This is a genomic window from Bacillus cereus group sp. BfR-BA-01441, assembly GCF_022663075.1.
Taxonomy (GTDB): Bacteria; Bacillota; Bacilli; order Bacillales; family Bacillaceae_G; genus Bacillus_A; species Bacillus_A cereus.
In genome coordinates this window covers 1-22746 of sequence record NZ_JAKUEU010000082.1, presented here as the reverse complement: position 1 = coordinate 22746, position 22746 = coordinate 1, and the positions used below count along the sequence as shown (strand labels likewise).

Genomic DNA, 22746 nt, shown 5'->3' with positions numbered 1-22746 from the left:
GAAGCATGAAGACATCTTTGCTGGATTAGATGAAGCAACAAAAACAAAAGCAAAAGCGATTTTAGACAACGAAAAGAAACAATTAGAGGCATTGAATGTTGATTTACCGCACCATAAGTTTTTTATGAAAAAAGAAGATAAATAATTGATTTATGTATCTTTCGTGTGGGCAACCGGAAGGTACGTGCGAGGACCGATTTCTGTCAGCAGAAATCGGTCCCTTTTAATGATTCAATAAAATTCTTTTCATTGTTAGTATGTATCCGAAGATGCAGTAGAAGATTGCAAAACCGATAAACACTTCCGTATATTGATATTTACCCAATACGTAGAAGGAAACAGCTGGTATAATAGCTACCGCTAAAATGCTATAACCAGGATACTTGTGCCGATGCATGATAGCGAATAGAATAGAGAGAAACGTAGCAATGATACAAAAGACAGCAATCATTATTAGTACACCTCCTAAATGGATTATACCATTTTTAGGGAATTAGAGAAGTTTTGTATGTTCTGTTATAATATAAGAAGAGAAATATTTCCTATGTTATATAAAAAAATATATTGATTTTTTCTAACAATTCAATATAATGAACAATAACTACAAAATTCGACATCAAGAAGTGATGATGAGGACATGATCAATTTTTTACGATTTTCAGAGAGGGAAGCCTTTGGCTGTGAGCTTCCTAATACGGAAAAATGGATTACCACCTCTGAACTGCAGCAGTGAACGAGCATCTAGTAATTGCTTGCCGGCAAAAACCGTTATTTAGACTTGAGAAATTGGTGAAGTGTGTTACTTTACGAATTGAAACAAGGGTGGAACCACGAATACAACACTCGTCCCTTTTTTAGGGAGGAGTGTTTTTTTATTTCATTTTTGCATCACACTAGGATTGGAAGGAGGATACGCAGCATGCATCATGATGAGAAGAACAAAATTGGTTTAACAGTAGCACTTTCTATCGTAGTAGGAACGATTATTGGATCTGGTGTGTTTATGAAACCAGGGAGCGTATTAGATTACTCGGGGAGTTCTAATATGGCCATTCTTGCTTGGGTAATTGGTGGTCTGTTGACGCTAGCAAGTGGTTTAACAGTAGCTGAAATTGGAGCGCAAATCCCGAAAAATGGTGGGTTGTATACGTATTTAGAGGAGATTTACGGAAGTTTTTGGGGATATTTATCAGGTTGGATGCAAACAATTGTTTATGGACCTGCTATTATCGGAACATTAGGTTTATACTTTAGTTCTTTAATGATTAATTTTTTCTATTTAGATAAAGTATGGAATTTACCAATTGCAATTGGAACAGTTGTGTTCCTTGGCGTTGTAAATAGTATGGGAACAAAATACGGAGGTATCGTTCAAACAATCACGACAATTGGGAAGATGATTCCGATTGTGTTAATTGTTGTGCTAGGTTTCTGGAAAGGGAATAGTGATATCTTTAACGTAGTTGTGCCGATATCGGAAAATCAAAGTATCGGTATGGCAATTTTAGCAACGTTATTTGCTTATGACGGCTGGATTTTACTTGCTTCGATTGGTGGAGAAATGAAGAATCCAACAAAGCTATTACCGAAAGCAATGACAGTTGGGATTTTAATTGTAACAGCTGCATACGTATTAATTAACTTGGCGTTATTAAATGTATTACCAGCAGCGAAAATTGTAGACCTTGGAGAAAATGCAACAGCGACAGCTGCAGGCATGTTACTTGGAGAATATGGTGGGAAAATTATTAGTATCGGTATTATCGTTTCTATTTTCGGCTGTTTAAATGGAAAGATTTTAACATTCCCACGTATTCCAATGTCTATGGCAGAGCGTGGACAACTTCCATTTTCTAAGTTTATTGCAAAGGAAAGTCCGAGATTTAAAACACCAGCAAATGCGATTACTGTTGAAATCATTTTAGGAATTATTTTAATGATTATTAGTGATCCAAATAAGCTATCTGAGATTTCCGTATTCATTATTTATATTTTCTACGTAATGACGTTTATTGGTGTCTTCATCTTAAGAAAACGTAATAAGAATAAAGAGCGTGCATATAGTGTACCGTTATTCCCAATCGTACCAATCGTAGCGATTTTAGGTTCGTTCTTTGTAATCGGTAGTGCGATTATTAACGATCCAGTAAGTTGTTTCTTATCAATTGGAATTGTCTTTACTGGACTGCCGGTGTATTGGTATTTAAATAAGAAGAAAGAAACAGAATGATGGAAGGGTAGGCGTATAATACGCCTACCTTTTTTACTGTAAAAAATTATACTTGCGTCCACTTTCTATTTTGGTTACTATAGTCGTAGTAACCAAAATAGAAAGCGTGGGGAAAGACTTGAATTTTCGTGTTTATATTTTAGCTATCGCGGCTTTCGTAGTCGGAACGGTTGAGTTAATTATAGGAGGAACGCTCGATTTAGTTGCCAATGATTTAGGAGTATCTATTAGCGCAGCTGGTCAGCTTATAACAATATTTTCGGTAGTATTTGCTTTGTCAGGTCCAGTTTTATTAGCTGTGACAGGGAAGTTTGAAAGAAAAACATTGTATGTTGGAGCATTATCGATTTTCTTAATCGGAAATATTATTTCGGCATTTAGTGTGAATTACGGAATGCTAATGTTCTCAAGGGTTATTTGTGCGGCGAGTGGTTCATTAATTATTGCACTATCGGTAACACTTGCTTCTAGTGTTGTAGAACCGCATTTTCGTGCGCGTGCAATTGGAATCATTTTCATGGGAATTAGCGGATCACTCGTACTTGGAGTACCGCTCGGTCTTGTGCTCGGAAATGCATACGGATGGCGTGCACCATTTGTATTAATTTCTGTATTAACAGTTATGGCAATAGCTTGTATTTCATTGTTCTTAACGAAAGTACCACCGACATCGGTATTATCAATAAAAGAACAACTTGCTACTTTAAAAGATAAAAAAATTGTAAGTGCACAGTTAACATCATTTTTGTTTTTAACGGGGCATTTAACATTGTATGCATATTTAACACCGTTTTTAAAAGATGTCATGCATGTTGAAGCAAACTGGATTAGTGTGTTTTACTTTATTTTCGGAATCGCAGCAGTAATTGGTGGCGGATTCGGTGGCTGGCTTGCTGATAAATGGGGATCGAAGAAAAGTATTATTTCTATCATTATCGTATTTGCGTGTGCAATCTTCATACTGCCATTAATGACATTCTCATTCCCGCTCTTCATCATTATGATGGGACTTTGGAGTATGCTGAGCTGGGCGATTTCACCAGCACAGCAAAATTATTTAATTGAAATTGCACCGGAATCAGCTGGTATTCAGCAAGGTTTAAATAACTCTGCGCTTCATTTAGGAATTGCACTCGGTTCAACAGTAGGCGGAGTTGTTATTGAAAAATCATCTGTTATATATAATGCTTGGGTAGGCGGTGGTTTTATTATATTAGCACTGCTTTGCGCGATTTTCTCGATTACGAGAGGACGCTCTACTCAGTTCGTAAAAGAAGAATCTATCGTTTGATAGGTTCTTTTTTATTTGTAAAAAATTGCAGGTTTTAGTAGGTAAATGGAGAAAAGGGTATATAGCGAGGTGATAGTATATGGATTATTCAATTATTGGTTTTATATTCACAGTATTGCCGTTATTTGTAGTTATCATTGTTTTTAGATGGATTCGTTTCATCTATCAAAATTCAGAGAAGCAAGTAGAGCAAAATGAAAAAATCATTGAGCTGTTGATAGAGATAAAGGAACAAAACGAAAAGGAGTCTAAGTGAAAAATTAGACTCCTTTTTATTATTTAATTAGTACCTCAATTTCATCAACAAACTCTTAATTTCCTCATCTTCCATAAAGAGATCGTGGTGCTTCTGGGTAATCTTTGCAAGTGCAACGTCGTGATAGAAAAATTCTGTAAAGAACTTTACGAAAGGTTGTGACATTGTTTTCATCGCTTGCCATGACTCTTGTTCTACGCCAGCAAATAAAATTTCACGATCGTCAACGATGAGTAGCAAGTAGCGCTCTAATGCATTAGGTTCTTCAGCTGGGATTAGAAAATGCATGTTTTCTAAGTCTGTTTCTACTTCTCCAACAATAAGGGACTCAATTTGAACACCTTGTTTTGCTTTTTGTTCTAGTAAAGGAAGATATTCTAAAAGAGTATCATTCCAAGCTGAAATACGGATTGATTCTTGTGCACTTTCAATGAGTTCTTTACTTTGAACTCGAATAGAAGATTGCATCTTTAAGCTCCACACACGGTCATCTGTAAATGATTTTTTTGATATATTTGTTTCCAGTTCTTTAATATTTGATTGGAATTCTGTCGTTAATTTTTCAATTGCTAGCTTTAGTGGTAATGCTGTATACAATTTTTTCTTTTCTGAAACAGAATCCATTACCATTCCTTTATCGATTAGGCGTGCTAGCACTTCATATATTTTTGCTTTTGGAACACCTGAATGCTTCACAATTGTTGTAGCATCTAATGGTTCATTGCTTGATACGACAACTTCATAAGCCTGGCTTTCATATTGTGAGAAACCGAATTTTTGTAACATAGTTCCCTCCGAACGAATGAGATTATATTTTAAGGATAATGAACTATTTGTTTTTGCACAAGTGGTAGTCCTTTTTCTAATTGTATTAAGGTGAGAATTAATTTCAATTTTTTAATTTTATCTATTATACTTAATATAATGATTAATAAGTTTTTTAATTTAATACGAAGGGGATGCTGGGGGGAAGATGTTAAGAAGTTTACGTTTAAAAATTGCGGTAGTGTTTTCAGTACTTATTTCTATGATGTTCGTAATATTGGGTACAGCTGTGTATCAATTACAGAAAGAAAAGGAAGTGCGTTCCTTAGACGAGTATTCTCAAAATGCGATGGATCTTGTGACAGAGCAACTTACGACATTTGTTCAAAGAACGGATGAAGATATGGGGTATTACGCGAACAGTGAGATGATTCGTAATATACTTCAAGGTGGGGTTACTCCAGAAGAGGAAGCGTTTTTAACGAAAGAGTTTGCGGAGTATAAAAAGAATCATCCTGGTATTTTAGATTTATATATTGGTACGAAAGATAAAAAAACATTAAGTGCCAATCTTGCTGAAGGTGGGCAAGTGCCAGAAGGATATGACCCAACGACAAGACCATGGTATAAAGATTCAGAGGCTGATGTAAAAAAGGTCCATTGGGGACAACCTTCTTATGAAATTGCAACAGGAAAGTTAAGTGTAGGTGTTTCTAAAGCAATTACAGCTCAAGATGGGTCTGTATTAGGTGTTGTTGCGATGGATGTATCGCTTGGTACGATTCAGAAGTTGCTTCACAATATTCAATACAATAATGACGGAGAAATGTTTATTATAAATGATAAAAATATGGCTCTTGTTTATCCAGAAAAGATAGGGAAAGATGTTTCTAAAGAGCCGCTTATAAAGAGCTTAAATAAAGAGGGAACAAAATATGCGGTCACTACAATAAAAGGTGAAGATGTAGTTGTTTATAGTCAATCATTTGATACGATGAAATGGACAATAGGAATCTTTTATCCGAAAGAAACGATCGATGGGCTATTAAATAGTACGAGAAATACAGTTATTATAATGGCATGTATTAGTTTATTAGTTGGAATCGTAGCTTCCTACTTATTCTCAAGAAGATTAGCAAGACCACTGCAACTATTAAAGAATCACGTTCAAAAAGTAGCAGAAGGCGATTTAACGCTGCGAATGAAAGTGACAAGTAAAGATGAAGTTGGAGAGTTGACGAAGCACTTTAATGATATGGTTGAACAAATGAATGAAATGGTAAGTAAAATTAAAAACAGCGTATCAACGGTGCAACAATCAACGAATAGTTTACATTATTTAACGAACGAAACAGTAGCGGCTAGTAGAGAAGTTTCAGGAGCGATGGATGATGTGAGCGGAGGAGCTTCTACTCTTGCGAATAGTGTGGATGAAGTTTCAGCTCAGCTCGAGAATATGGCGGAGTCAGTGGAACAAATGAATAGCTCCGTTGGTGAAATAAAAGGAGTGGCTGGCAAAGCGGAAGAGGCGTCTAAGCAAGGATTAAATACAATGAGGAATTTAATCCGTACGAGGGGACAATCATCTTCGATTGTTGTTCATACAGAAGAAGCATCGGATAAGTTAGAACAAAGGGTTGGATCGATTCAAAATGTTGTTGAGCTTATAAAAGGCATTTCGGATCAAACAAATTTACTTGCTTTAAATGCTTCGATTGAAGCTGCCCGTGCAGGTGAGCAAGGTAAGGGATTTGCGGTTGTTGCTGAAGAGGTTCGGAAATTAGCGGAACAATCAAAAGAGGCTACCGGAGAAATCACAACGATGATTGGTGATGTGCAAGTAGAAGTAAAAAGAGTTGTAGAAGTTGTAAGTAAATTGAAAGACATTGCAGATGTGCAAAATAAAGTGACGACAGAGGCAGAAATGGAGTTCCACACAATTATGTCAGTTGTAAATACGATTAGTACTTCAGTTGAAAAAATTGTAGAAGAGGTACATAACATAGGTTACGAGCAAGGAGAAATTACAGCGGTAATGCACACAATTGCTGGTACGAGTCAAGAAAGTGCAGCTGTTTCTGAAGAGGTACATGCTGCAACGGAATCACAGGTGAATCATTTAGAAAAGGTAGCTCACACGATGGAAAGTTTGACAGAACATATGAGAGATTTAGAAAGATTAGTCGAGCAGTTTAAAGTGGAAGAGTAACATATTAGTAAAATGATGAGGATTTCGGTAAAATAGACAATGGATATATAAGAAACGATTATAGGAGGAAGACTACTATGGCAATTGTTGATGTATCGATTATTCCAGTAGGAACAGGTAATCCAAGTGTTAGTGAATATGTAGCAGAAGTACAAAAGGTGCTAGAGAAAAATGCGGATCGCGTGAAGTATCAATTAACACCGATGAATACAATTATTGAAGGAGATCTTCCTGTCATTCTAGAAGTAATACAACAAATGCATGAAGTTCCATATACGAAAGGTGCACAGCGTGTTGCAACAACTATTCGTATTGATGATCGTCGTGATAAAGTAAGCACAATGGAGAAAAAATTAAACTCTGTTCGATCAAAATTATAAGAAAAAGCAGCGATCTTCGCTGCTTTTTTCATATAGGAGGTAAATAAAATGAGTGAAAAGTTTAACGAGCAGTTTGATGGTTTACTGGAGAAATATACTGAGCTGTTACTTGGAGAGAGCAATGAAGAGAGAAAAGAACAGGTACAGAAGTGGGCACTGTATTCTTACATAGCTAAGACGATGCCAGCTTTAGTAAAGCATTGGAATGAAACTTATCCAGATGCGAAAGAAGAGATGGTACAGTTAATTACAGATATTAAAAGGCTGAATGAAGAGAAGCGAAATGAGCAATAAAAAAACTTGAGGTAAATATAATCGCAAGTTTTCTGTATTAATATCCTTATATAATTTACATGGAATATAAAGGATTTTATAGGCATGTCGAATATTTTCGACATGCCTATTTTATGCCTATTAAACTCCATTTTTCTAAATGTCGAAAAATATTTCGGGTATATTTATAAGCAGAAATATAGGTTTTTAAATGTTTTTATAGTATTTTATAAATTATCTAAATAATTATTTGTATCCAATAATTTTAAACAATGATATAATTTTGAAGAGGGGTAAAAAACAGATAAATTACAGTCATAGGGGTGAATTACATGGAACAATTAATGCGAAATTCGTTTCTTTTCTTATCTAAAAATAAAGCGCTAACAAAACTGGCTAAAAAGTACGGTTTACGCTTTGGTGCAGGTCGCTTCGTCGCAGGGGAGACGATTGAATTAGCGACAGCTGCCATTCAACAATTAAATAAGCAAGGTCTTTGTGTAACAATCGATTATTTAGGTGAATTCGTTGATAATGAAGCGGAAGCAAATGAAATGGCTAACCAATCGATTGAAGCGATCCGTGCAATTGGAAGAGAAGGTCTTGATTCGCAGCTTTCTTTAAAGATGACTTCTATGGGATTAGATATCTCTGATGAAATCGTAATGAACAATATGCGCCGTATTTTAGAAGCTGCAAAAGAAAATGGTGTGTTCGTTACAATTGATATGGAAGATTATACACGCTGTGGTAAAACAATTGATATCTTTAAACAGTTAAAATCTGAGTACGATAATATTGGTACTGTTATTCAAGCTTACCTATATCGTACAGAAAAAGATATTGAGGATTTAAATGCTTATAAACCTAATTTACGTCTTGTAAAAGGAGCTTATAAAGAACCTGAAGAAGTGGCGTTCCCGGACAAGAAAGATGTAGATGACAATTATAAAAAGATTATTAAAATGCACTTATTAAATGGAAATTATACTGCAATTGCTTCACATGACGAAGCAATTATTGAATATACAAAAAAACTTGCTGAAGAACATAATATTCCAAGGGATCAATTTGAATTCCAAATGTTATATGGTATTCGTAATGAGCGTCAACTTGAGCTAGTAAAAGAAGGTTACAAAATGCGTGTTTACGTACCTTATGGAAACGATTGGTATGGATATTTCATGCGCCGTCTAGCAGAGCGTCCAGCAAACGTTGCGTTCGTATTAAAAGGTATGGTTAAAAAATAACCAAGGAGAAAATACTCCTTGGTTATTTTAATTGCTGAAATGCATAATGTGCCATTTTCTTCGTATCAGGATATAGTTGCGCGCGAGTAGAAGATAATACGACGTTAATGACGCGTTTACCGTCTTTTTCATCCACTGTTACGACTGTATATTTGCCAAGTGCTGATAGACCGCTTTTACTTCCAATCGCATATGGATCGTCATATAGTTCTTCTCGTCCGTAGTTTGCGATGTTTGGAGAGCGTTCTGAAGTATGTAGAGTTGTACGTGTTGAATTCATATATTCTAAAACAACTGGATACTTTAATGCTTCTTTCGTAATAATAGCAATGTCATATGGCGATACTTTATTTCCAAGTGCATCAGCACCACTTGCGTTCTTGAAAGTCGCATGCTTTGTACCGAGTTCCTTCGCTCTAGCATTCATCATTTTCACAAATTCATTTTTTGATCCTGCAATATGTTCTGCGATGGATTCAGCTATTGGATCTGCACTAATGATAAGCATCAGTTTTAATGCCTCATCACGTTTTAACTTTTCCCCAGCACGAAGTTTAATTTTCTTACTTTGACTTTCTGTTTTAATTGCGTTTTCTGTAACTGTAATTTCTTCATCTTCTTTTACATTCTCTAGTAAAAGAAGGGTTGTCATCATTTTGGCTATACTAGCCGGATAAGAGCGTTCGTCTTCGCGTTTTCCATACAAAACTTCACCTGTGTCTGCATCGATTGTAACTCCATATTGCCCAGTAATATTAGGTTGATCAGCTCTTACAGCTTGTTGCCTTTGTGCATAAGAGAAGAAAATCATCCCTGTAAATAGTGTGGCAATCATTACAATCATAACTATTGTTCGTTTCATTATAATTCCCTCATTTGTTACAAATAAATTGGGCAGAAAAAGCAGCCATTAATCATTATGCCACGTTCTCTGCCCAAAAATATAGCGTTATTTTTCGCCCATATTATGCTTTTTATATTGTTGGTTATTACCTTGGCGTCCTTTTTCAACACCGTGATTATGTGGACCTGCGTTTCCAGTTACACTAGCTGCACTAATTCCAGCCTTTGAAGGGTTCTTCTTAAGTTTTGCCATATATATTCCTCCAGTTTCGTCAGATTATAAAAAGGAAAAGTGCATTTAAACAAAGAAAATACACATGTATAGCATAGCCAAATGAAAGAAAAATATTTATTTCAGAAAATTTTATCAATAAATATATTGCGAAAATTTAAACAGTATCATATATTTATTAGTAGAGGCTCACTCATTGATTGCGACTTATGTCGAAAAATTGAATGAGCATTCATTCAAGAATAGGGGGAGAATTGGATGTTCCAAATTAAAAAGGCTGCTGTTCTAGGTTCAGGCGTAATGGGTTCGGGAATTGCGGCACACTTAGCTAATATTGGTATTCCGACATTATTGCTTGATATTGTACCACCTGCGCTTACGAAAGAAGAAGAAGCGAAGGGACTTACATTAGAACATAAAAGTGTGAGAAATCGTTTTAGTAATACGGCTGTGCAAAAACTATTAAAGCAAAAACCAGCTCCTCTGACAGTGAAAGGAAATTTAGCACTGATTGAAGCAGGTAACTTAGAAGATGACCTTGAGCGTCTAGCTGATGTAGATTGGATTATTGAAGTAGTAGTTGAAAACTTAGATATTAAAAAGAAATTATTTGAAAAAGTAGATGCGGTTCGTAAACCGGGTTCTATCGTAAGCTCGAATACGTCAGGTATTTCAGTTGAAAAAATGGCAGAAGGTCGTTCAGACGACTTCCAGAAACACTTCTTAGGCACACACTTTTTTAACCCACCACGATATTTAAAACTTCTAGAGGTAATACCGACGAAAGAAACAGATCCACAAGTATTAAGCTTCATGAAACTATTTGGCGAAGACGTTCTTGGAAAAGGCGTTGTTATCGCAAAAGATACACCAAACTTTATTGGAAACCGCATCGGTACGTACGGTTTACTTGTTACTCTTCAAGAGATGGTAAAACGCGGCTATAGCATTGGGGAAGTTGATTCTGTAACAGGCCCACTTATTGGTCGTCCGAAGAGCGCAACGTTCCGCACATTAGATGTTGTCGGTTTAGATACATTCGTACACGTTGCAAATAACGTATATGAAAATGTGCAAGAAGAAGAGCGTGATGTATTTAAAGTACCAGCTTTCATGCATGACATGCTGGAGAAAAAATGGCTTGGAAGTAAAACGGGTCAAGGCTTCTTCTTAAAACAAGGAAAAGAAATTTTAGAATTAAATCCTGAAACGATGGAATACGAAGCGCGTAAAAAATTAAAAGCTGCATCCGTAGAGTTAAGTAAACAAGAAAAAGGATTAGCGAATAAATTGAAAGCGCTTGTATACGCAAAAGACCGTGCAGGAGAGTTATTATGGAACATCATTACACCAACTCTTTTATACTCTGCAAAACTTCATAAAGAAATTGCTGACGATATCGTTGCAATTGACCAAGCGATGAAGTGGGGCTTTGGATGGGAGCAAGGGCCATTTGAAGTGTGGGATGCAATCGGCGTTGAAAAATCTGTTCAAAAGATGGAAGAAAACGGCGTAGTTGTTCCTACTTGGGTGAAAGAAATGTTAGAGAAAGGTTTCACTACTTTCTATAAACATGATAACGGCGATAGCTACTATTACGATAATGGCGAATATAAGCTAATCGAGCGTAATAAAAAAGCAATTTCTCTTAAGCAATTAAAAGCGAAAAATGGTGTATTAAAGAAAAATAGCGGAGCGAGCTTAATTGATTTAGGCGACGGCATCCTTTGCTTAGAGTTCCATTCGAAGAGCAATGCAATCGGTATGGATATTACGCAAATGATTAACTACGCTGTTGATGAAGTAGAAAAGAATTATAAAGGTCTTGTTATCGGTAACCAATCGAAGAACTTCTGCGTTGGTGCGAACCTAGCAATGATCTTAATGGAAGCACAAGACGACAACTACTTTGAAATTGAGTTAGTTGTGAAAAACTTCCAAGATGCAATGACGAAAATTAAGTACTCTTCTAAGCCAGTTGTAGCAGCACCATATGGTATGACGCTTGGCGGAGGTACAGAAGTTTGCTTACCAGCAGCGAGCATTCAAGCTTCTAGTGAAACGTATATGGGCTTAGTAGAAGTTGGTGTTGGCTTAATCCCTGGCGGAGGCGGTAATAAAGAGCTATACATTAAACACTTAAACAAAATGGCAAACGGTGTAGAGTTTGATCTGCAAAAAGTTGCAAATAAAGTGTTCGAAACAGTCGCAATGGCGAAAGTTTCAACTTCAGGACAAGAAGCAGTTTCTCATAACTTCTTAGGTGATAAAGATGGTATTAGTGTGAATGGTGATCACTTACTATACGATGCGAAACAGAAAGCACTTGCTTTATATGAAGCTGGTTACAAAGCGCCAATCCGCAAAAAGATACCAGTTGTTGGGGAAACAGGATATGCAACTCTTGCACTTGGTGCAGAAGCAATGCATTTATCTGGTTACATTTCAGAGTATGACCTTCACATTGCGAAGAAACTTGCATATGTCATTGCGGGCGGAAAAGTACCGTACGGAACAGAAGTTGATGAGCAATATTTATTAGATGTAGAACGTGAAGCATTTATTAGCTTAGTAAGTGAGATGAAATCACAAGCAAGAATGCAGCACATGCTTGTAAAAGGAAAGCCATTACGTAACTAATAACGAGGGGAGATATCGTTCATGAGAGAAGCTGTCATTGTTGCGGGAGCAAGAACACCAATTGGAAAGGCAAAGAGGGGTTCATTAAAAACAGTTCGTCCTGACGATCTAGGGGCGTTAGTAGTAAAGGAAACGTTAAAGCGTGCGAATTATGAAGGACCAATCGATGATTTAATTTTCGGTTGTGCGATGCCAGAAGCAGAGCAAGGTTTAAATATGGCTCGTAATATCGGCGGATTAGCAGGACTTTCTTACGATGTTCCAGCTATTACGATTAACCGTTACTGTTCTTCAGGTTTACAAAGTATCGCTTACGGAGCAGAGCGTATTATGCTTGGTCACTCTGAAGCTGTATTATCAGGCGGAGCAGAATCAATGAGTTTAGTTCCAATGATGGGACACGTTGTTCGTCCGAATAGTCGCCTTGTAGAAGCGGCTCCAGAATATTATATGGGTATGGGACATACAGCAGAGCAAGTTGCTGTGAAATATGGAATTTCTCGTGAAGAGCAAGATGCATTTGCAGTAAGAAGTCATCAACGTGCTGCGAAAGCATTAGCTGCAGGAAACTTTGCTGATGAAACAGTACCTGTAGATGTGACGTTACGCTCGGTTGGATCAAACAATAAACTGCAAGAAGAAACAATCACTTTCGCACAAGACGAAGGTGTAAGAGCAGAGACGACGCTAGACATTTTAGGGAAATTACGTCCAGCATTTAACGTTCGCGGTTCTGTAACAGCTGGTAACTCTTCACAAATGAGTGACGGTGCAGCATCTGTACTATTAATGGATCGCGAAAAAGCAGTGAGCGATGGCATGAAGCCACTTGCGAAATTCCGTTCATTTGCAGTAGCTGGCGTACCACCAGAAGTAATGGGAATCGGCCCAATCGCTGCAATTCCAAAAGCGCTAAAACTAGCTGGCTTAGAGCTATCTGATATTGGCTTATTTGAACTAAATGAAGCATTCGCTTCTCAATCAATTCAAGTTATTCGTGAACTTGGTTTAGATGAAGAAAAAGTAAACGTAAACGGTGGTGCAATCGCACTTGGACATCCACTTGGCTGTACAGGAGCAAAACTAACACTATCTCTTATTCACGAAATGAAACGCCGCAACGAACAATTCGGTATCGTAACAATGTGTATCGGCGGCGGAATGGGAGCAGCGGGAGTATTTGAATTACTATAAAAAGTGGAAGCGGCTCGTTCAGAATGTGAGGGGGATGGAGCTTCAGACGTAGAGGCGTTCTCTGCCTCGCAGGAAGAAGCGAAGCCACCGAACATTCTAGCCGCTGGAACTGGATTATAAAAAAGTGCAGGTGGCTCGTTTAGAACAGGAGGGCGTTGGAAGCCCTGACGAAGAGGCGCTTTTTGCCTCAAAGGAAGGGGGGAAACGACCGACTGTTTTAGCCACTGGAACTGGATTATAAAAAAAGTGGAAGCGGTTCGCTCAGAACGAGACGCTGCCAATGCAAAGAATGGAAGCAACAAAGGTTTATAAAAAAAGGGAGAGCCAGCTTCTTTCAAAAAGAGAGAAGCGGCTCATGAAAATATGAAGGAGGAAATTTTCATGGAAAAAACAGTAGGAAATGCGGTTAAAGGCGGTAGCTTTTTAGTAGATGAGATTACGATTGATCAAGTGTTTACGCCAGAAGATTTTTCATCTGAGCATAAAATGATTGCAAAAACGACAGAGGACTTTATCGTAAATGAAGTTCTTCCAGAGCTTGAATATTTAGAGCAACATGAATTTGATCGTTCAGTTCGTCTTTTAAAAGAAGCTGGGGAACTTGGTTTATTAGGCGCTGACGTACCAGAAGAGTACGGCGGAATTGGTCTTGATAAAGTAAGCTCAGCGTTAATCGCAGAGAAATTCTCTCGCGCTGGTGGCTTTGCAATTACTCACGGTGCTCACGTAGGTATCGGATCTTTACCAATCGTATTATTCGGTAACGAAGAGCAAAAGAAAAAGTATTTACCATTACTTGCAACTGGTGAAAAATTAGCTGCATACGCATTAACAGAGCCAGGTTCAGGATCTGACGCATTAGGTGCAAAAACAACTGCACGTTTAAATGCAGAAGGTACACATTACGTATTAAATGGTGAAAAACAGTGGATTACAAACTCTGCATTCGCTGACGTATTCGTTGTATATGCAAAAATCGATGGAGAGCACTTCTCAGCATTTATCGTAGAGAAAGACTACGCTGGCGTATCTACAAGCCCAGAAGAAAAGAAAATGGGTATTAAATGTTCTTCAACTCGTACGTTAATTTTAGAAGATGCGTTAGTACCGAAAGAAAACTTACTTGGTGAAATCGGTAAAGGTCATATTATCGCATTCAACATTTTAAATATCGGTCGTTATAAATTAGGTGTTGGTACAGTTGGATCTGCGAAACGTGCAGTAGAAATTTCAGCACAATATGCAAACCAACGTCAACAGTTCAAACAACCAATCGCTCGCTTCCCATTAATTCAAGAGAAACTTGCGAATATGGCAGCAAAAACATATGCAGCTGAAAGCTCTGTATATCGTACAGTAGGTTTATTCGAAAGCCGCATGAGCACATTATCTGAAGAAGAAGTAAAAGACGGTAAAGCAGTAGCAGCTTCTATCGCTGAATATGCAATCGAGTGCTCTTTAAACAAAGTATTCGGTTCTGAAGTATTAGACTATACAGTAGATGAAGGTGTTCAAATTCACGGTGGTTACGGATTTATGGCAGAGTACGAGATTGAAAGAATGTACCGTGATTCTCGTATTAACCGTATTTTCGAAGGAACGAACGAAATTAACCGCCTAATCGTACCAGGTACGTTCTTACGTAAAGCGATGAAAGGTGAATTACCACTTCTTCAAAAAGCACAAAAATTACAAGAAGAGTTAATGATGATGATGCCAGAAGAAGTAGGCGATGAGCCATTAGCACTTCAAAAGTATTTAGTAACTAATGCGAAGAAAATCGGCTTAATGGTAGCTGGATTAGCGGCTCAAAAATACGGTAAAGCATTAGATAAAGAGCAAGAAATTCTTGTGAATATCGCTGACATCGTAAGCAATCTATACGCAATGGAATCAGCTGTTCTTCGTACAGAAAAAGCAATCAAAACAACTGGTCTTGAAAAGAATAAACAAAAAGTGTTATACACTGAAGTATTCTGCCAAGAAGCATTTAACGAAATCGAAGCAGATGCGAAAGAAACACTTATCGCAGTTGAAAACGGCGACATGCTGCGCATGATGTTATCATCATTACGTAAATTAACTCGCCACACACCACTTAACGTAATTCCGAAGAAACGTGAAATCGCTGCGAAAATTTTAGAAGATGAGCGTTACACAGTTTAATATCTTTAAAGAACAGTAGTCGTTTATACGGCTACTGTTCTTTTTTTTGAAAAAAATTTTTTTAGTGACATAAAACTAATACCATTAGTATAATAAAACTAATGTTATTAGTTTTCGTGAAAAGGGAGATGGGACTATGAGGATGATACATGAAAAAACGGTATATCAATTGTCATTTTTGCCAAGAGCGTTTCCTGTAAATTGTTACTTTGTAGAGGAAGATGATGGTTTAACTTTAATTGACGCGGCTTTGCCATATAGCGCAAAAGGTATTTTACAGGTGGCTGAGAAAATAGGAAAACCAATTACTAAGATTGTATTAACACATGCGCATGATGATCACATCGGTGCATTAGATGCATTAAAGGAAGTACTTCCTCATGTTCCAGTCTATATTTCTAAGCGGGACGCAAAGCTGTTAGAAGGAGATATGACGTTACAAAAGGATGAACCGAATATACCGATAAAAGGCGGTGTACCTAAAAAATTAAAAACGGTACCTGATATTTTATTAGAAGATGGCGACCGAGTTGGATCGCTTCTTGCGATTATGACACCGGGACATACGCCAGGCTCCATGTCGTTTCTTGATGTAAGAAATAAAGCTCTTATTGTCGGAGATGCATTCCAAACAAGAGGAGGTATGGCTGTTTCAGGACAAATGAAATTTTGGTTTCCGTTTCCGGCGATGGCAACGTGGAGCAAAGAAATATCATTACAAAGTGCAGAGAAGTTAAGAGAATATGAGCCTTCCTTGCTTGCGGCAGGACATGGAAAAATGATAAACGATCCAGTGGCTTTCATAGAGCTTGCTATTAAAGAAGCGAAGCGGAATATAGAAAGTAAGAAAGAGGGGTAATTGATGTCACCGAGAATCGGACTTACATTACAAAAAATTGTAGAAACAGCAGCAGAAATTGCAGATGCAAATGGAGTACAAGAAGTAACGTTAGCTTCATTAGCGCAAACGTTAGGGGTACGTTCGCCCTCACTATATAATCATGTAAAAGGGTTACAAGATGTACGGAAAAATCTTGGCATTTACGGAATCAAAAAGCTGCATAACAGACTGGAAGAAGCTGCCGAGGATAAACGGATGGATGAAGCAATTCATGCTTTAGGAGAAGCGTATGTAGCATTTGTCCGAAAACATCCTGGACTATATGAAGCAACTTTTTTACGAGATGAAGAAGTAAGAAAAGCAGGTGACGGAATTGTAAAGCTTTGTCTTCAGGTTTTACAACAGTATGGCTTAGAAGGAGAGAATGCACTTCATGCGACACGCGGATTCAGAAGTATTTGTCATGGATTTGCTTCGATTGAACAACAGGGCGGATTTGGTTTGCCGTTAGATTTAGATATAAGTTTACATGTATTGTTGGAAACGTTTATTAAAGGGTTACGTGAATAAGAAGCGAGGCAAACAAAAACCTTAGAAGTGATTCTAAGGTTTTTTAGTGCATATAATTCGAAAAGAGCGGTAGGCTTTTTCTCATTACATGATATTATTTTACAGGTTTGAAAAATGTGTATATGACTACGGAAAGGCAAACGAAAATAAAAGCAATAGGATCTTGATATGGACTAGGCTCAGAGCCCTTCTGGATTTCTGTAAGGAAGTCATGTGTTTTCATGTTCATTGCTCCTTTAACTAATAAGTTTTATATGATGCGAGGGTTATAGTGGATAGGAAGTATTTTTTAAAATTTCATATAATAATTATTGCATAGCAATTCTATTCCTAAAACTATAAAATATAAAGTTTTCATAATATGTAAAATTGCATATTATTCTTTTTGAAAAAATTGTTATATTATCTATATATTTGTATTAAAGGATTTTTGTTAAGGTAATGAAAACAAATGGAGGAATAGTATGAGAAAAACAGTATTAGACGCGTATAATGCAGAAAGAGAAGTAGATAACATAACATATAAAAATCTAGTTGTAACGATTGCAAGCATTCTAGGGTTCTCACTCTTAGGGGGATTATTCCTTGCTTTAGCCCTTGGAATTTTTGGAGAAGAGGTATTACGTGCTAATTTAGAGGGATATTATTTACTTCTATTTGATGCAGCTGTTGTTACTATTGTTTTATTTGCTTATAAACCAGTGCTTCATTTTATTAAGAACATATGGGATGTATCTGTTTTAAAAAATGGGAAAACCTACTTGTATTTATTAATAGGTTTTATCATCATTGCATTAACTCAGTATGTAATGTTAGAGTTGTTTAGCTTTGAAAGTGCAGGGCAGCAGCGAGAACAATTAGGGAGCTTAGGACTTCAAAATAGTCTACAAAGTATTATATATGTGTTAAGTGTTGCTATAATTACACCAATTAAAGAAGAAATTTTATATAGAGGTATTTTGTATCGATTTTTTGAAAAGAAATATAGTTTTCTAGTTGGTATCATTATTTCTTCCTTCATCTTTGGGATTCTTCATGGTGGTTTTCCGGTTACGGCAATGATTATGGGGATTGTATTTGCTATGTTATACAAAAAGACGCAATCTATTATACCTAGTATTATTTTACACATTATATGGAACTTACTTGTGAGTATAAGTATGATTGTATCTCTATAAAAATAAATACATAACCAGTATAAAAGATGAATGGCTTAGCTATTCATCTTTTATTTTTTTTATATGTGGGAAAAGTTGATGAATACAATCCAAAAAGAACCAAATACTAATGATGAATGAACAAAGAAAGGCGGGTATGTTATATGCAAAACTTAACAGAGCTTGAAGTAGAAAACTTACGTCATTTAATTGGTGGACACGCAACAATTATTAACAAGTTGGAGCAGTATGCACAGACGTGTACAGATCCACAACTGAAACAAATGCTACAAAAAGATGCGCAAGATGCACGAAATACGAAACAGCAATTAATGACTTTCCTAGGATAGGAGGAAGAGAAAGATGAATGAAAAAGATATGGTAAATGATTATTTAGCAGGATTAAATGCGAGTTTAACAAGCTATGCAAATTATATTGCTCAGTCTGATAATGAGCAGTTACATCAAACGTTAATTCAAATTCGTAATCAAGACGAGGCGCGCCAACGTAATATGTATGAGTACGCAAAGCAAAAGAGTTATTACAAACCGGCAGCACCTGCTAATCCAATGATTGTACAGCAATTAAAAAGTCAATTAAGTGCGGAATAACAGGAAAAAGAAAACGAGCGAATTTATTCGCTCGTTTTCTTTTTGTATGTGTCAATAAATACATAATAAATATTTTTCCAGTTGTAACAAATATGACGAAAATGGAATATGACAATTCACAAAAAGGACAAAAACTTTGTTCAACATTTCACAAAGTATCCATGGTTTCTATCGTGGGAACCTCTATAATTAAGAATGTAAAGAACAAAAGAAATAGATTATATGATCAATTAGGAGAGATTGCTATGAAAAGACATACAAGAAAAATTGCAATTATCGGTACTGGATTAGTTGGATCCAGTTGTGCGTATTCCATTGTAAATCAAGGGATTTGCGAAGAGCTATTATTAATTGATATAAATCATGAACGTGCAGTTGGGGAAGCAATGGATTTATCACATTGCATTAACTTTACAAATACAAGAACAAAAGTATATGCAGGAAGCTATGAAGACTGCAAAGATATGGACATTGTCATTATTACAGCAGGGCCAGCACCAAAACCTGGACAAAGTCGCTTAGATACTTTAGGAGCGAGTGCGAAGATTATGGAAAGTGTTGTTGGTGGTGTAATGGCAAGTGGATTTGATGGTATTTTCTTACTTGCATCGAACCCAGTTGATATTATTACATATGAAGTGTGGAAATTATCTGGATTACCTAGAAATCGCGTAATCGGTACTGGTACATCACTAGATTCTTCTCGCTTAAGAACAATTTTATCTGAAATGCTACATGTAGATCCTCGTAGTATTCATGGGTATTCATTAGGAGAACATGGTGATTCTCAAATGGTTGCTTGGTCTCATGTAACTGTTGGTGGAAAGCCAATTCTGCAAATTTTAGAAGAACAAAAAGAACGATTTGGTGAAATAGATTTAGATGAAATTGTTGAGAAGACTGCAAAAGCTGGCTGGGAAATTTATAAACGTAAAGGAACTACTTATTACGGGATTGGAAATTCTCTAGCATATATTGCGAGTTCAATCTTTAATGATGATCACCGTGTCATTGCTGTATCAGCCATTTTAGATGGTGAGTACGGTGAATATGATATTTGTACAGGAGTACCAGCTATTATTACTAGAGACGGTATAAGAGAAGTTGTAGAACTCAATTTAACAGAGGATGAAGAATCTCGATTCGCAAAATCAAACGATATTTTACGTGATTATATGAAAACAATTGGTTACTAACTTATAGGAGAAGGTGAAACAAATGAAGGAATATATAATGTCTCGTGTATTTAAAGCATCTGCTGGAATCGCACAAGGTATTTTCGTATCCCTCGGAATTGGTTTACTGATCGAAAATATAGGAAGAATTGTTGATATACCATTACTTATTACAATCGGAGTTGTTGCAAAATCACTAATGGCACCGGCAATTGGTGCTGGAATTGCTTTTATGCTCGGTGCAAACGGTCTTGTAATCTTCTCGGCGATGGTAGCCGGAGCGATTGGTGCCGGATCCATTTCGATTACTGAAGCTGGTCTAATTATTAAAACAGGTGAGCCAATCGGTGCATTATTAACAGCAACTTTAGCTGTATATATTGGTAAACGTTTAAGTGGAAAAACTGCGTTAGATATGATGCTCGTTCCATTTGCGGCCATATTAGGTTCTGGTTTAGTAGGCATTTGGTTATCTCATAATATTACTCCTGTTTTAAATGCAGTTGGAGCGTTTATTAAAGATAGCTCAGCTGGTAGCCCATTCATCGCTTCTATCGTTATTGCAGTAGTTTGGGGACTATTACTTATCTCTCCAGCTTCATCAGCTGCGTTAGCAATTGCACTTAGCTTAGACGGTGTTGCAGGTGGTGCTGCTCTTGCTGGATGCGTTGCTCAGTTTATCGGATTCTCTGTCATCTCAGCAAAAGAAAACAATTTAGGTGGCATATTAGCTCAAGCACTTTGTACTCCGAAAGTACAATTGCCAAATATCACTAAAAATCCAATGATTCTCGTCCCAACTGTCGTCGCCAGTGCTATAGTCGGTCCAGTATCAGCATTAATTTTCCAACTGGAAGCAGGAAAGGAAATTGCAGGTCTTGGATTAAGTTCTCTTATCGCACCAATTAATTTAATTTCCAGCCAAGGATGGGAAGTTCTCCCGGCGATGGTAATTACTTATATCGTCATTCCAGTAGCTGTTTCTTATATACTTTACATTGCTCTTAAAAAAGCAGGTCGTATTCATTCTGGTGATATGACTGTACCGCAATCTTAAATTGAAAATCTCCTTAATAATAGATAAAAGCAGACTGAAGCCACAGTCTGCTTTTTTGTCATGCTACATTCTATGATTTTGTTTTACTGGAACTCTTATTGGTTCTTTGGCCAATAAGAGCTGAACGCCGAAGTAAAGTATGCTTGCAAGCGTCATTCCAGAAACGGCATCTACAAAGGCGTGCTGCTTCGTAAATAGCGTTGATAAAATAATAAGTGTACCGAAGAAAGTAAGGATGTAATATTCAAAAACATGCTGTTCTCTACGCTTAAAGGCAGCTAACATAATTACAAATGTAGTAAGAACGTGAATGCTAGGGAAACAGTTTACTGGCTGGTCGATACTATAAATATAGCGAACTAGTTCAGAAAATACATCTGTTCCAACGACAGTCGGACGTGGTACAGTTGTTTGCCAAAAATAATAAATAGAAAAACAAGCAAGCTTTCCAAAAATAACACTACTTAAAGTAACATAATATTGCTTTCGGTCAGCAAAACAGTAATAAATAAGTGCGCCGTATAAGTATGGAAACCAAAGTAAATAAGGAATAATAAATGCTTTTACAAATGGAATCCAATCATCTACTACAGTTGTAACGTCTACTGCGTGAACAGTCGATTTATTTAATACGTCGTAAAGGGGACTTACGAGCACGAGTAGAAGTATATAACTTAACGGAAGAAAAGATGAAAGTTTAAATTTCTTCATGTTGATCTCCTATGTTTAGTAATGTAAGTAAATTCAATTGATTATAATATAGAAACGTGAATTGGGCTATCGATTTTACTTACATTTTCTTGAATTAACCTTACGTTTTTGTCACTTGACTAAAAAGAAGGGGAGGGTGCTAAATGAAGCGTTTATCGTATTTCTTATTTTTTATATTGATATGCCTAGTCGGTGCTGGGTGTGCAAAGGATAAAGAAGGAGAGAAATTAGAATATAACGGAAGAGCACTCGTAATTGGAGTTGTTGGAGAAAAACCGAAAGATACGTTTAGGAATATAAAGTTTGAGGAAATGAAGTTAGAGGAACTGGAAAAGAAATCTAAGGAAGTAGATGGTTTTCTAATAATGAAAGATCACTTTCAAGAAGCCTCAACAGAGCAATATAAAAATGTATTTTCATCACTAAAGAAACCAGTGTTTTTTATCGGTTTACAAGATAAATCATATTCGATTTTTATTACAAAAGGGATAGAGTATAACAGTGCCCGAAAAGATGTAAATGCTATGTATACGCAAGGGTTTGCGAATATCGGAAGTGGTGAAGGACAACAATGGGCAGTTGGTTTATTGAATGGTGGAAATACAGAAGAAAGTATTCATAATATGTATATCGTCGTATTTCAAACAATTGCAGATTATTTAAATAGATAATGAAGGAGCCTGCAAAAGAGGCTTCTTATTTTTTTAATCAAACGTTTGTTTAAGCTGTATGTTCGGTAGGAAGAAACCGATGTAACTCAAGGGTTAACAAAGAAAAATAGAGAATTAATCAAACGTTTGTTTAAGCTGTATGTTCGGTAGAAAGAAACTCCTGTAGTTCAAAGGTTAAGAAAGAAAATGGAGAATTAATCAAACGCTTGTTTAAGATATATGT

The 22746-nt window shown here is 36.6% G+C and carries 23 protein-coding genes and 1 other annotated feature; of the genes, 18 read left to right on the top strand and 5 right to left on the bottom strand.

Annotated features, from left to right (window positions below):
- Positions 1-223 precede the first annotated feature (223 nt).
- On the bottom strand, positions 224-451 hold the full coding sequence (locus tag MR107_RS24465; protein ID WP_000562231.1) for a hypothetical protein: 228 nt from the start codon (positions 449-451) through the stop codon (positions 224-226).
- Positions 452-617: 166 nt separating this feature from the next.
- Positions 618-854 (top strand) — a binding site (T-box leader).
- 65 nt (positions 855-919) lie between these two features.
- Here MR107_RS24465 and MR107_RS24460 point away from each other — a divergent pair.
- The 3 genes from MR107_RS24460 (at position 920) to MR107_RS24450 (ending at position 3777) form a co-directional block, all read left to right on the top strand.
- The gene (locus MR107_RS24460; protein ID WP_000546311.1) at positions 920-2230 is read left to right on the top strand and encodes an APC family permease; all 1311 of its coding nucleotides are present in this window, start codon (positions 920-922) and stop codon (positions 2228-2230) included.
- A 106-nt stretch (positions 2231-2336) separates the two neighbouring features.
- A complete protein-coding gene (locus MR107_RS24455; protein ID WP_002026529.1) occupies positions 2337-3521 on the top strand; it encodes an MFS transporter in 1185 nt (394 codons plus the stop codon).
- 79 nt (positions 3522-3600) lie between these two features.
- Positions 3601-3777, top strand: coding sequence for a hypothetical protein (locus MR107_RS24450; RefSeq protein WP_000386582.1), 177 nt, complete (start codon positions 3601-3603; stop codon positions 3775-3777).
- Positions 3778-3804: 27 nt separating this feature from the next.
- Here MR107_RS24450 and MR107_RS24445 read toward each other — a convergent pair whose 3' ends face one another.
- On the bottom strand, positions 3805-4563 hold the full coding sequence (locus MR107_RS24445; protein WP_000939481.1) for a TrmB family transcriptional regulator: 759 nt from the start codon (positions 4561-4563) through the stop codon (positions 3805-3807).
- Between the two features lie 187 nt (positions 4564-4750).
- Here MR107_RS24445 and MR107_RS24440 point away from each other — a divergent pair, with 187 nt between their 5' ends.
- The 4 genes from MR107_RS24440 to MR107_RS24425 all read left to right on the top strand — a co-directional run bounded on the left by MR107_RS24440 (position 4751) and on the right by MR107_RS24425 (position 8654).
- Entirely contained in the window at positions 4751-6751 is a 2001-nt protein-coding gene (locus MR107_RS24440; RefSeq protein ID WP_000946353.1) for a methyl-accepting chemotaxis protein, read from the top strand.
- A 77-nt stretch (positions 6752-6828) separates the two neighbouring features.
- Positions 6829-7131 (top strand): MTH1187 family thiamine-binding protein, encoded by a 303-nt coding sequence (locus MR107_RS24435; protein WP_001018860.1) that lies wholly within the window; start codon positions 6829-6831, stop codon positions 7129-7131.
- 48 nt (positions 7132-7179) lie between these two features.
- Positions 7180-7425: a YusU family protein gene (locus MR107_RS24430; RefSeq protein WP_001290594.1), complete on the top strand. Its 246-nt coding sequence runs from the start codon at positions 7180-7182 to the stop codon at positions 7423-7425.
- Between the two features lie 311 nt (positions 7426-7736).
- Positions 7737-8654 carry a proline dehydrogenase family protein gene (locus MR107_RS24425; protein ID WP_000436783.1) on the top strand — a complete coding sequence of 306 codons (918 nt, stop codon included), beginning with the start codon at positions 7737-7739 and terminating at the stop codon, positions 8652-8654.
- 22 nt (positions 8655-8676) lie between these two features.
- Here MR107_RS24425 and MR107_RS24420 read toward each other — a convergent pair whose 3' ends face one another.
- Both MR107_RS24420 and MR107_RS24415 read right to left on the bottom strand, forming a co-directional pair.
- Positions 8677-9516, bottom strand: coding sequence for a D-alanyl-D-alanine carboxypeptidase family protein (locus MR107_RS24420; protein ID WP_000831462.1), 840 nt, complete (start codon positions 9514-9516; stop codon positions 8677-8679).
- 87 nt (positions 9517-9603) lie between these two features.
- Positions 9604-9750: a YuzL family protein gene (locus tag MR107_RS24415; RefSeq protein WP_001096344.1), complete on the bottom strand. Its 147-nt coding sequence runs from the start codon at positions 9748-9750 to the stop codon at positions 9604-9606.
- A gap of 237 nt (positions 9751-9987) precedes the next feature.
- Here MR107_RS24415 and MR107_RS24410 point away from each other — a divergent pair, with 237 nt between their 5' ends.
- The 10 genes from MR107_RS24410 (at position 9988) to MR107_RS24365 (ending at position 21141) form a co-directional block, all read left to right on the top strand.
- Entirely contained in the window at positions 9988-12369 is a 2382-nt protein-coding gene (locus MR107_RS24410; RefSeq protein WP_000486377.1) for a 3-hydroxyacyl-CoA dehydrogenase/enoyl-CoA hydratase family protein, read from the top strand.
- 21 nt (positions 12370-12390) lie between these two features.
- The gene (locus MR107_RS24405) at positions 12391-13563 is read left to right on the top strand and encodes an acetyl-CoA C-acetyltransferase (protein WP_001206324.1); all 1173 of its coding nucleotides are present in this window, start codon (positions 12391-12393) and stop codon (positions 13561-13563) included.
- A 381-nt stretch (positions 13564-13944) separates the two neighbouring features.
- Positions 13945-15729: an acyl-CoA dehydrogenase family protein gene (locus MR107_RS24400; protein ID WP_000416291.1), complete on the top strand. Its 1785-nt coding sequence runs from the start codon at positions 13945-13947 to the stop codon at positions 15727-15729.
- A 136-nt stretch (positions 15730-15865) separates the two neighbouring features.
- Positions 15866-16588, top strand: coding sequence for an MBL fold metallo-hydrolase (locus tag MR107_RS24395; RefSeq protein WP_078186725.1), 723 nt, complete (start codon positions 15866-15868; stop codon positions 16586-16588).
- A gap of 3 nt (positions 16589-16591) precedes the next feature.
- The gene (locus tag MR107_RS24390) at positions 16592-17140 is read left to right on the top strand and encodes a TetR/AcrR family transcriptional regulator (protein WP_000074925.1); all 549 of its coding nucleotides are present in this window, start codon (positions 16592-16594) and stop codon (positions 17138-17140) included.
- A gap of 464 nt (positions 17141-17604) precedes the next feature.
- Positions 17605-18318, top strand: a complete 714-nt coding sequence (locus MR107_RS24385; protein ID WP_001232993.1) for a CPBP family intramembrane glutamic endopeptidase — start codon at positions 17605-17607, stop codon at positions 18316-18318.
- A 143-nt stretch (positions 18319-18461) separates the two neighbouring features.
- Entirely contained in the window at positions 18462-18647 is a 186-nt protein-coding gene (locus MR107_RS24380) for a hypothetical protein (protein ID WP_001180555.1), read from the top strand.
- Between the two features lie 13 nt (positions 18648-18660).
- Complete coding sequence (locus MR107_RS24375; protein WP_001002981.1) at positions 18661-18909, top strand: spore coat protein; 249 nt, start codon at positions 18661-18663, stop codon at positions 18907-18909.
- 245 nt (positions 18910-19154) lie between these two features.
- Positions 19155-20105 (top strand): L-lactate dehydrogenase, encoded by a 951-nt coding sequence (locus MR107_RS24370; protein WP_000820648.1) that lies wholly within the window; start codon positions 19155-19157, stop codon positions 20103-20105.
- Positions 20106-20127: 22 nt separating this feature from the next.
- Positions 20128-21141 carry a PTS sugar transporter subunit IIC gene (locus MR107_RS24365; protein WP_000666172.1) on the top strand — a complete coding sequence of 338 codons (1014 nt, stop codon included), beginning with the start codon at positions 20128-20130 and terminating at the stop codon, positions 21139-21141.
- A gap of 63 nt (positions 21142-21204) precedes the next feature.
- Here MR107_RS24365 and MR107_RS24360 read toward each other — a convergent pair whose 3' ends face one another.
- The gene (locus tag MR107_RS24360) at positions 21205-21852 is read right to left on the bottom strand and encodes a phosphatase PAP2 family protein (RefSeq protein ID WP_000713775.1); all 648 of its coding nucleotides are present in this window, start codon (positions 21850-21852) and stop codon (positions 21205-21207) included.
- Positions 21853-21995: 143 nt separating this feature from the next.
- On the opposite strand from MR107_RS24360, the gene MR107_RS24355 reads away from it, so the two are divergent.
- Complete coding sequence (locus tag MR107_RS24355; RefSeq protein ID WP_088361694.1) at positions 21996-22523, top strand: hypothetical protein; 528 nt, start codon at positions 21996-21998, stop codon at positions 22521-22523.
- Positions 22524-22746 lie beyond the last annotated feature (223 nt).

Bases quoted from the DNA above. Each gene is read 5' to 3' on its own strand.
- MR107_RS24410 (WP_000486377.1), top strand. From the start codon at position 9,988: ATGTTCCAAATTAAAAAGGCTGCTGTTCTAGGTTCAGGCGTAATGGGT.
- MR107_RS24445 (WP_000939481.1), bottom strand. From the start codon at position 4,563: ATGTTACAAAAATTCGGTTTCTCACAATATGAAAGCCAGGCTTATGAA.
- MR107_RS24360 (WP_000713775.1), bottom strand. From the start codon at position 21,852: ATGAAGAAATTTAAACTTTCATCTTTTCTTCCGTTAAGTTATATACTT.
- MR107_RS24375 (WP_001002981.1), top strand. From the start codon at position 18,661: ATGAATGAAAAAGATATGGTAAATGATTATTTAGCAGGATTAAATGCG.
- MR107_RS24380 (WP_001180555.1), top strand. From the start codon at position 18,462: ATGCAAAACTTAACAGAGCTTGAAGTAGAAAACTTACGTCATTTAATT.
- MR107_RS24440 (WP_000946353.1), top strand. From the start codon at position 4,751: ATGTTAAGAAGTTTACGTTTAAAAATTGCGGTAGTGTTTTCAGTACTT.
- MR107_RS24465 (WP_000562231.1), bottom strand. From the start codon at position 451: ATGATTGCTGTCTTTTGTATCATTGCTACGTTTCTCTCTATTCTATTC.
- MR107_RS24355 (WP_088361694.1), top strand. From the start codon at position 21,996: ATGAAGCGTTTATCGTATTTCTTATTTTTTATATTGATATGCCTAGTC.
- MR107_RS24385 (WP_001232993.1), top strand. From the start codon at position 17,605: ATGAGAAAAACAGTATTAGACGCGTATAATGCAGAAAGAGAAGTAGAT.
- MR107_RS24425 (WP_000436783.1), top strand. From the start codon at position 7,737: ATGGAACAATTAATGCGAAATTCGTTTCTTTTCTTATCTAAAAATAAA.
- MR107_RS24435 (WP_001018860.1), top strand. From the start codon at position 6,829: ATGGCAATTGTTGATGTATCGATTATTCCAGTAGGAACAGGTAATCCA.
- MR107_RS24415 (WP_001096344.1), bottom strand. From the start codon at position 9,750: ATGGCAAAACTTAAGAAGAACCCTTCAAAGGCTGGAATTAGTGCAGCT.
- MR107_RS24430 (WP_001290594.1), top strand. From the start codon at position 7,180: ATGAGTGAAAAGTTTAACGAGCAGTTTGATGGTTTACTGGAGAAATAT.
- MR107_RS24420 (WP_000831462.1), bottom strand. From the start codon at position 9,516: ATGAAACGAACAATAGTTATGATTGTAATGATTGCCACACTATTTACA.
- MR107_RS24400 (WP_000416291.1), top strand. From the start codon at position 13,945: ATGGAAAAAACAGTAGGAAATGCGGTTAAAGGCGGTAGCTTTTTAGTA.
- MR107_RS24370 (WP_000820648.1), top strand. From the start codon at position 19,155: ATGAAAAGACATACAAGAAAAATTGCAATTATCGGTACTGGATTAGTT.
- MR107_RS24395 (WP_078186725.1), top strand. From the start codon at position 15,866: ATGAGGATGATACATGAAAAAACGGTATATCAATTGTCATTTTTGCCA.
- MR107_RS24460 (WP_000546311.1), top strand. From the start codon at position 920: ATGCATCATGATGAGAAGAACAAAATTGGTTTAACAGTAGCACTTTCT.
- MR107_RS24405 (WP_001206324.1), top strand. From the start codon at position 12,391: ATGAGAGAAGCTGTCATTGTTGCGGGAGCAAGAACACCAATTGGAAAG.
- MR107_RS24450 (WP_000386582.1), top strand. From the start codon at position 3,601: ATGGATTATTCAATTATTGGTTTTATATTCACAGTATTGCCGTTATTT.
- MR107_RS24390 (WP_000074925.1), top strand. From the start codon at position 16,592: ATGTCACCGAGAATCGGACTTACATTACAAAAAATTGTAGAAACAGCA.
- MR107_RS24365 (WP_000666172.1), top strand. From the start codon at position 20,128: ATGAAGGAATATATAATGTCTCGTGTATTTAAAGCATCTGCTGGAATC.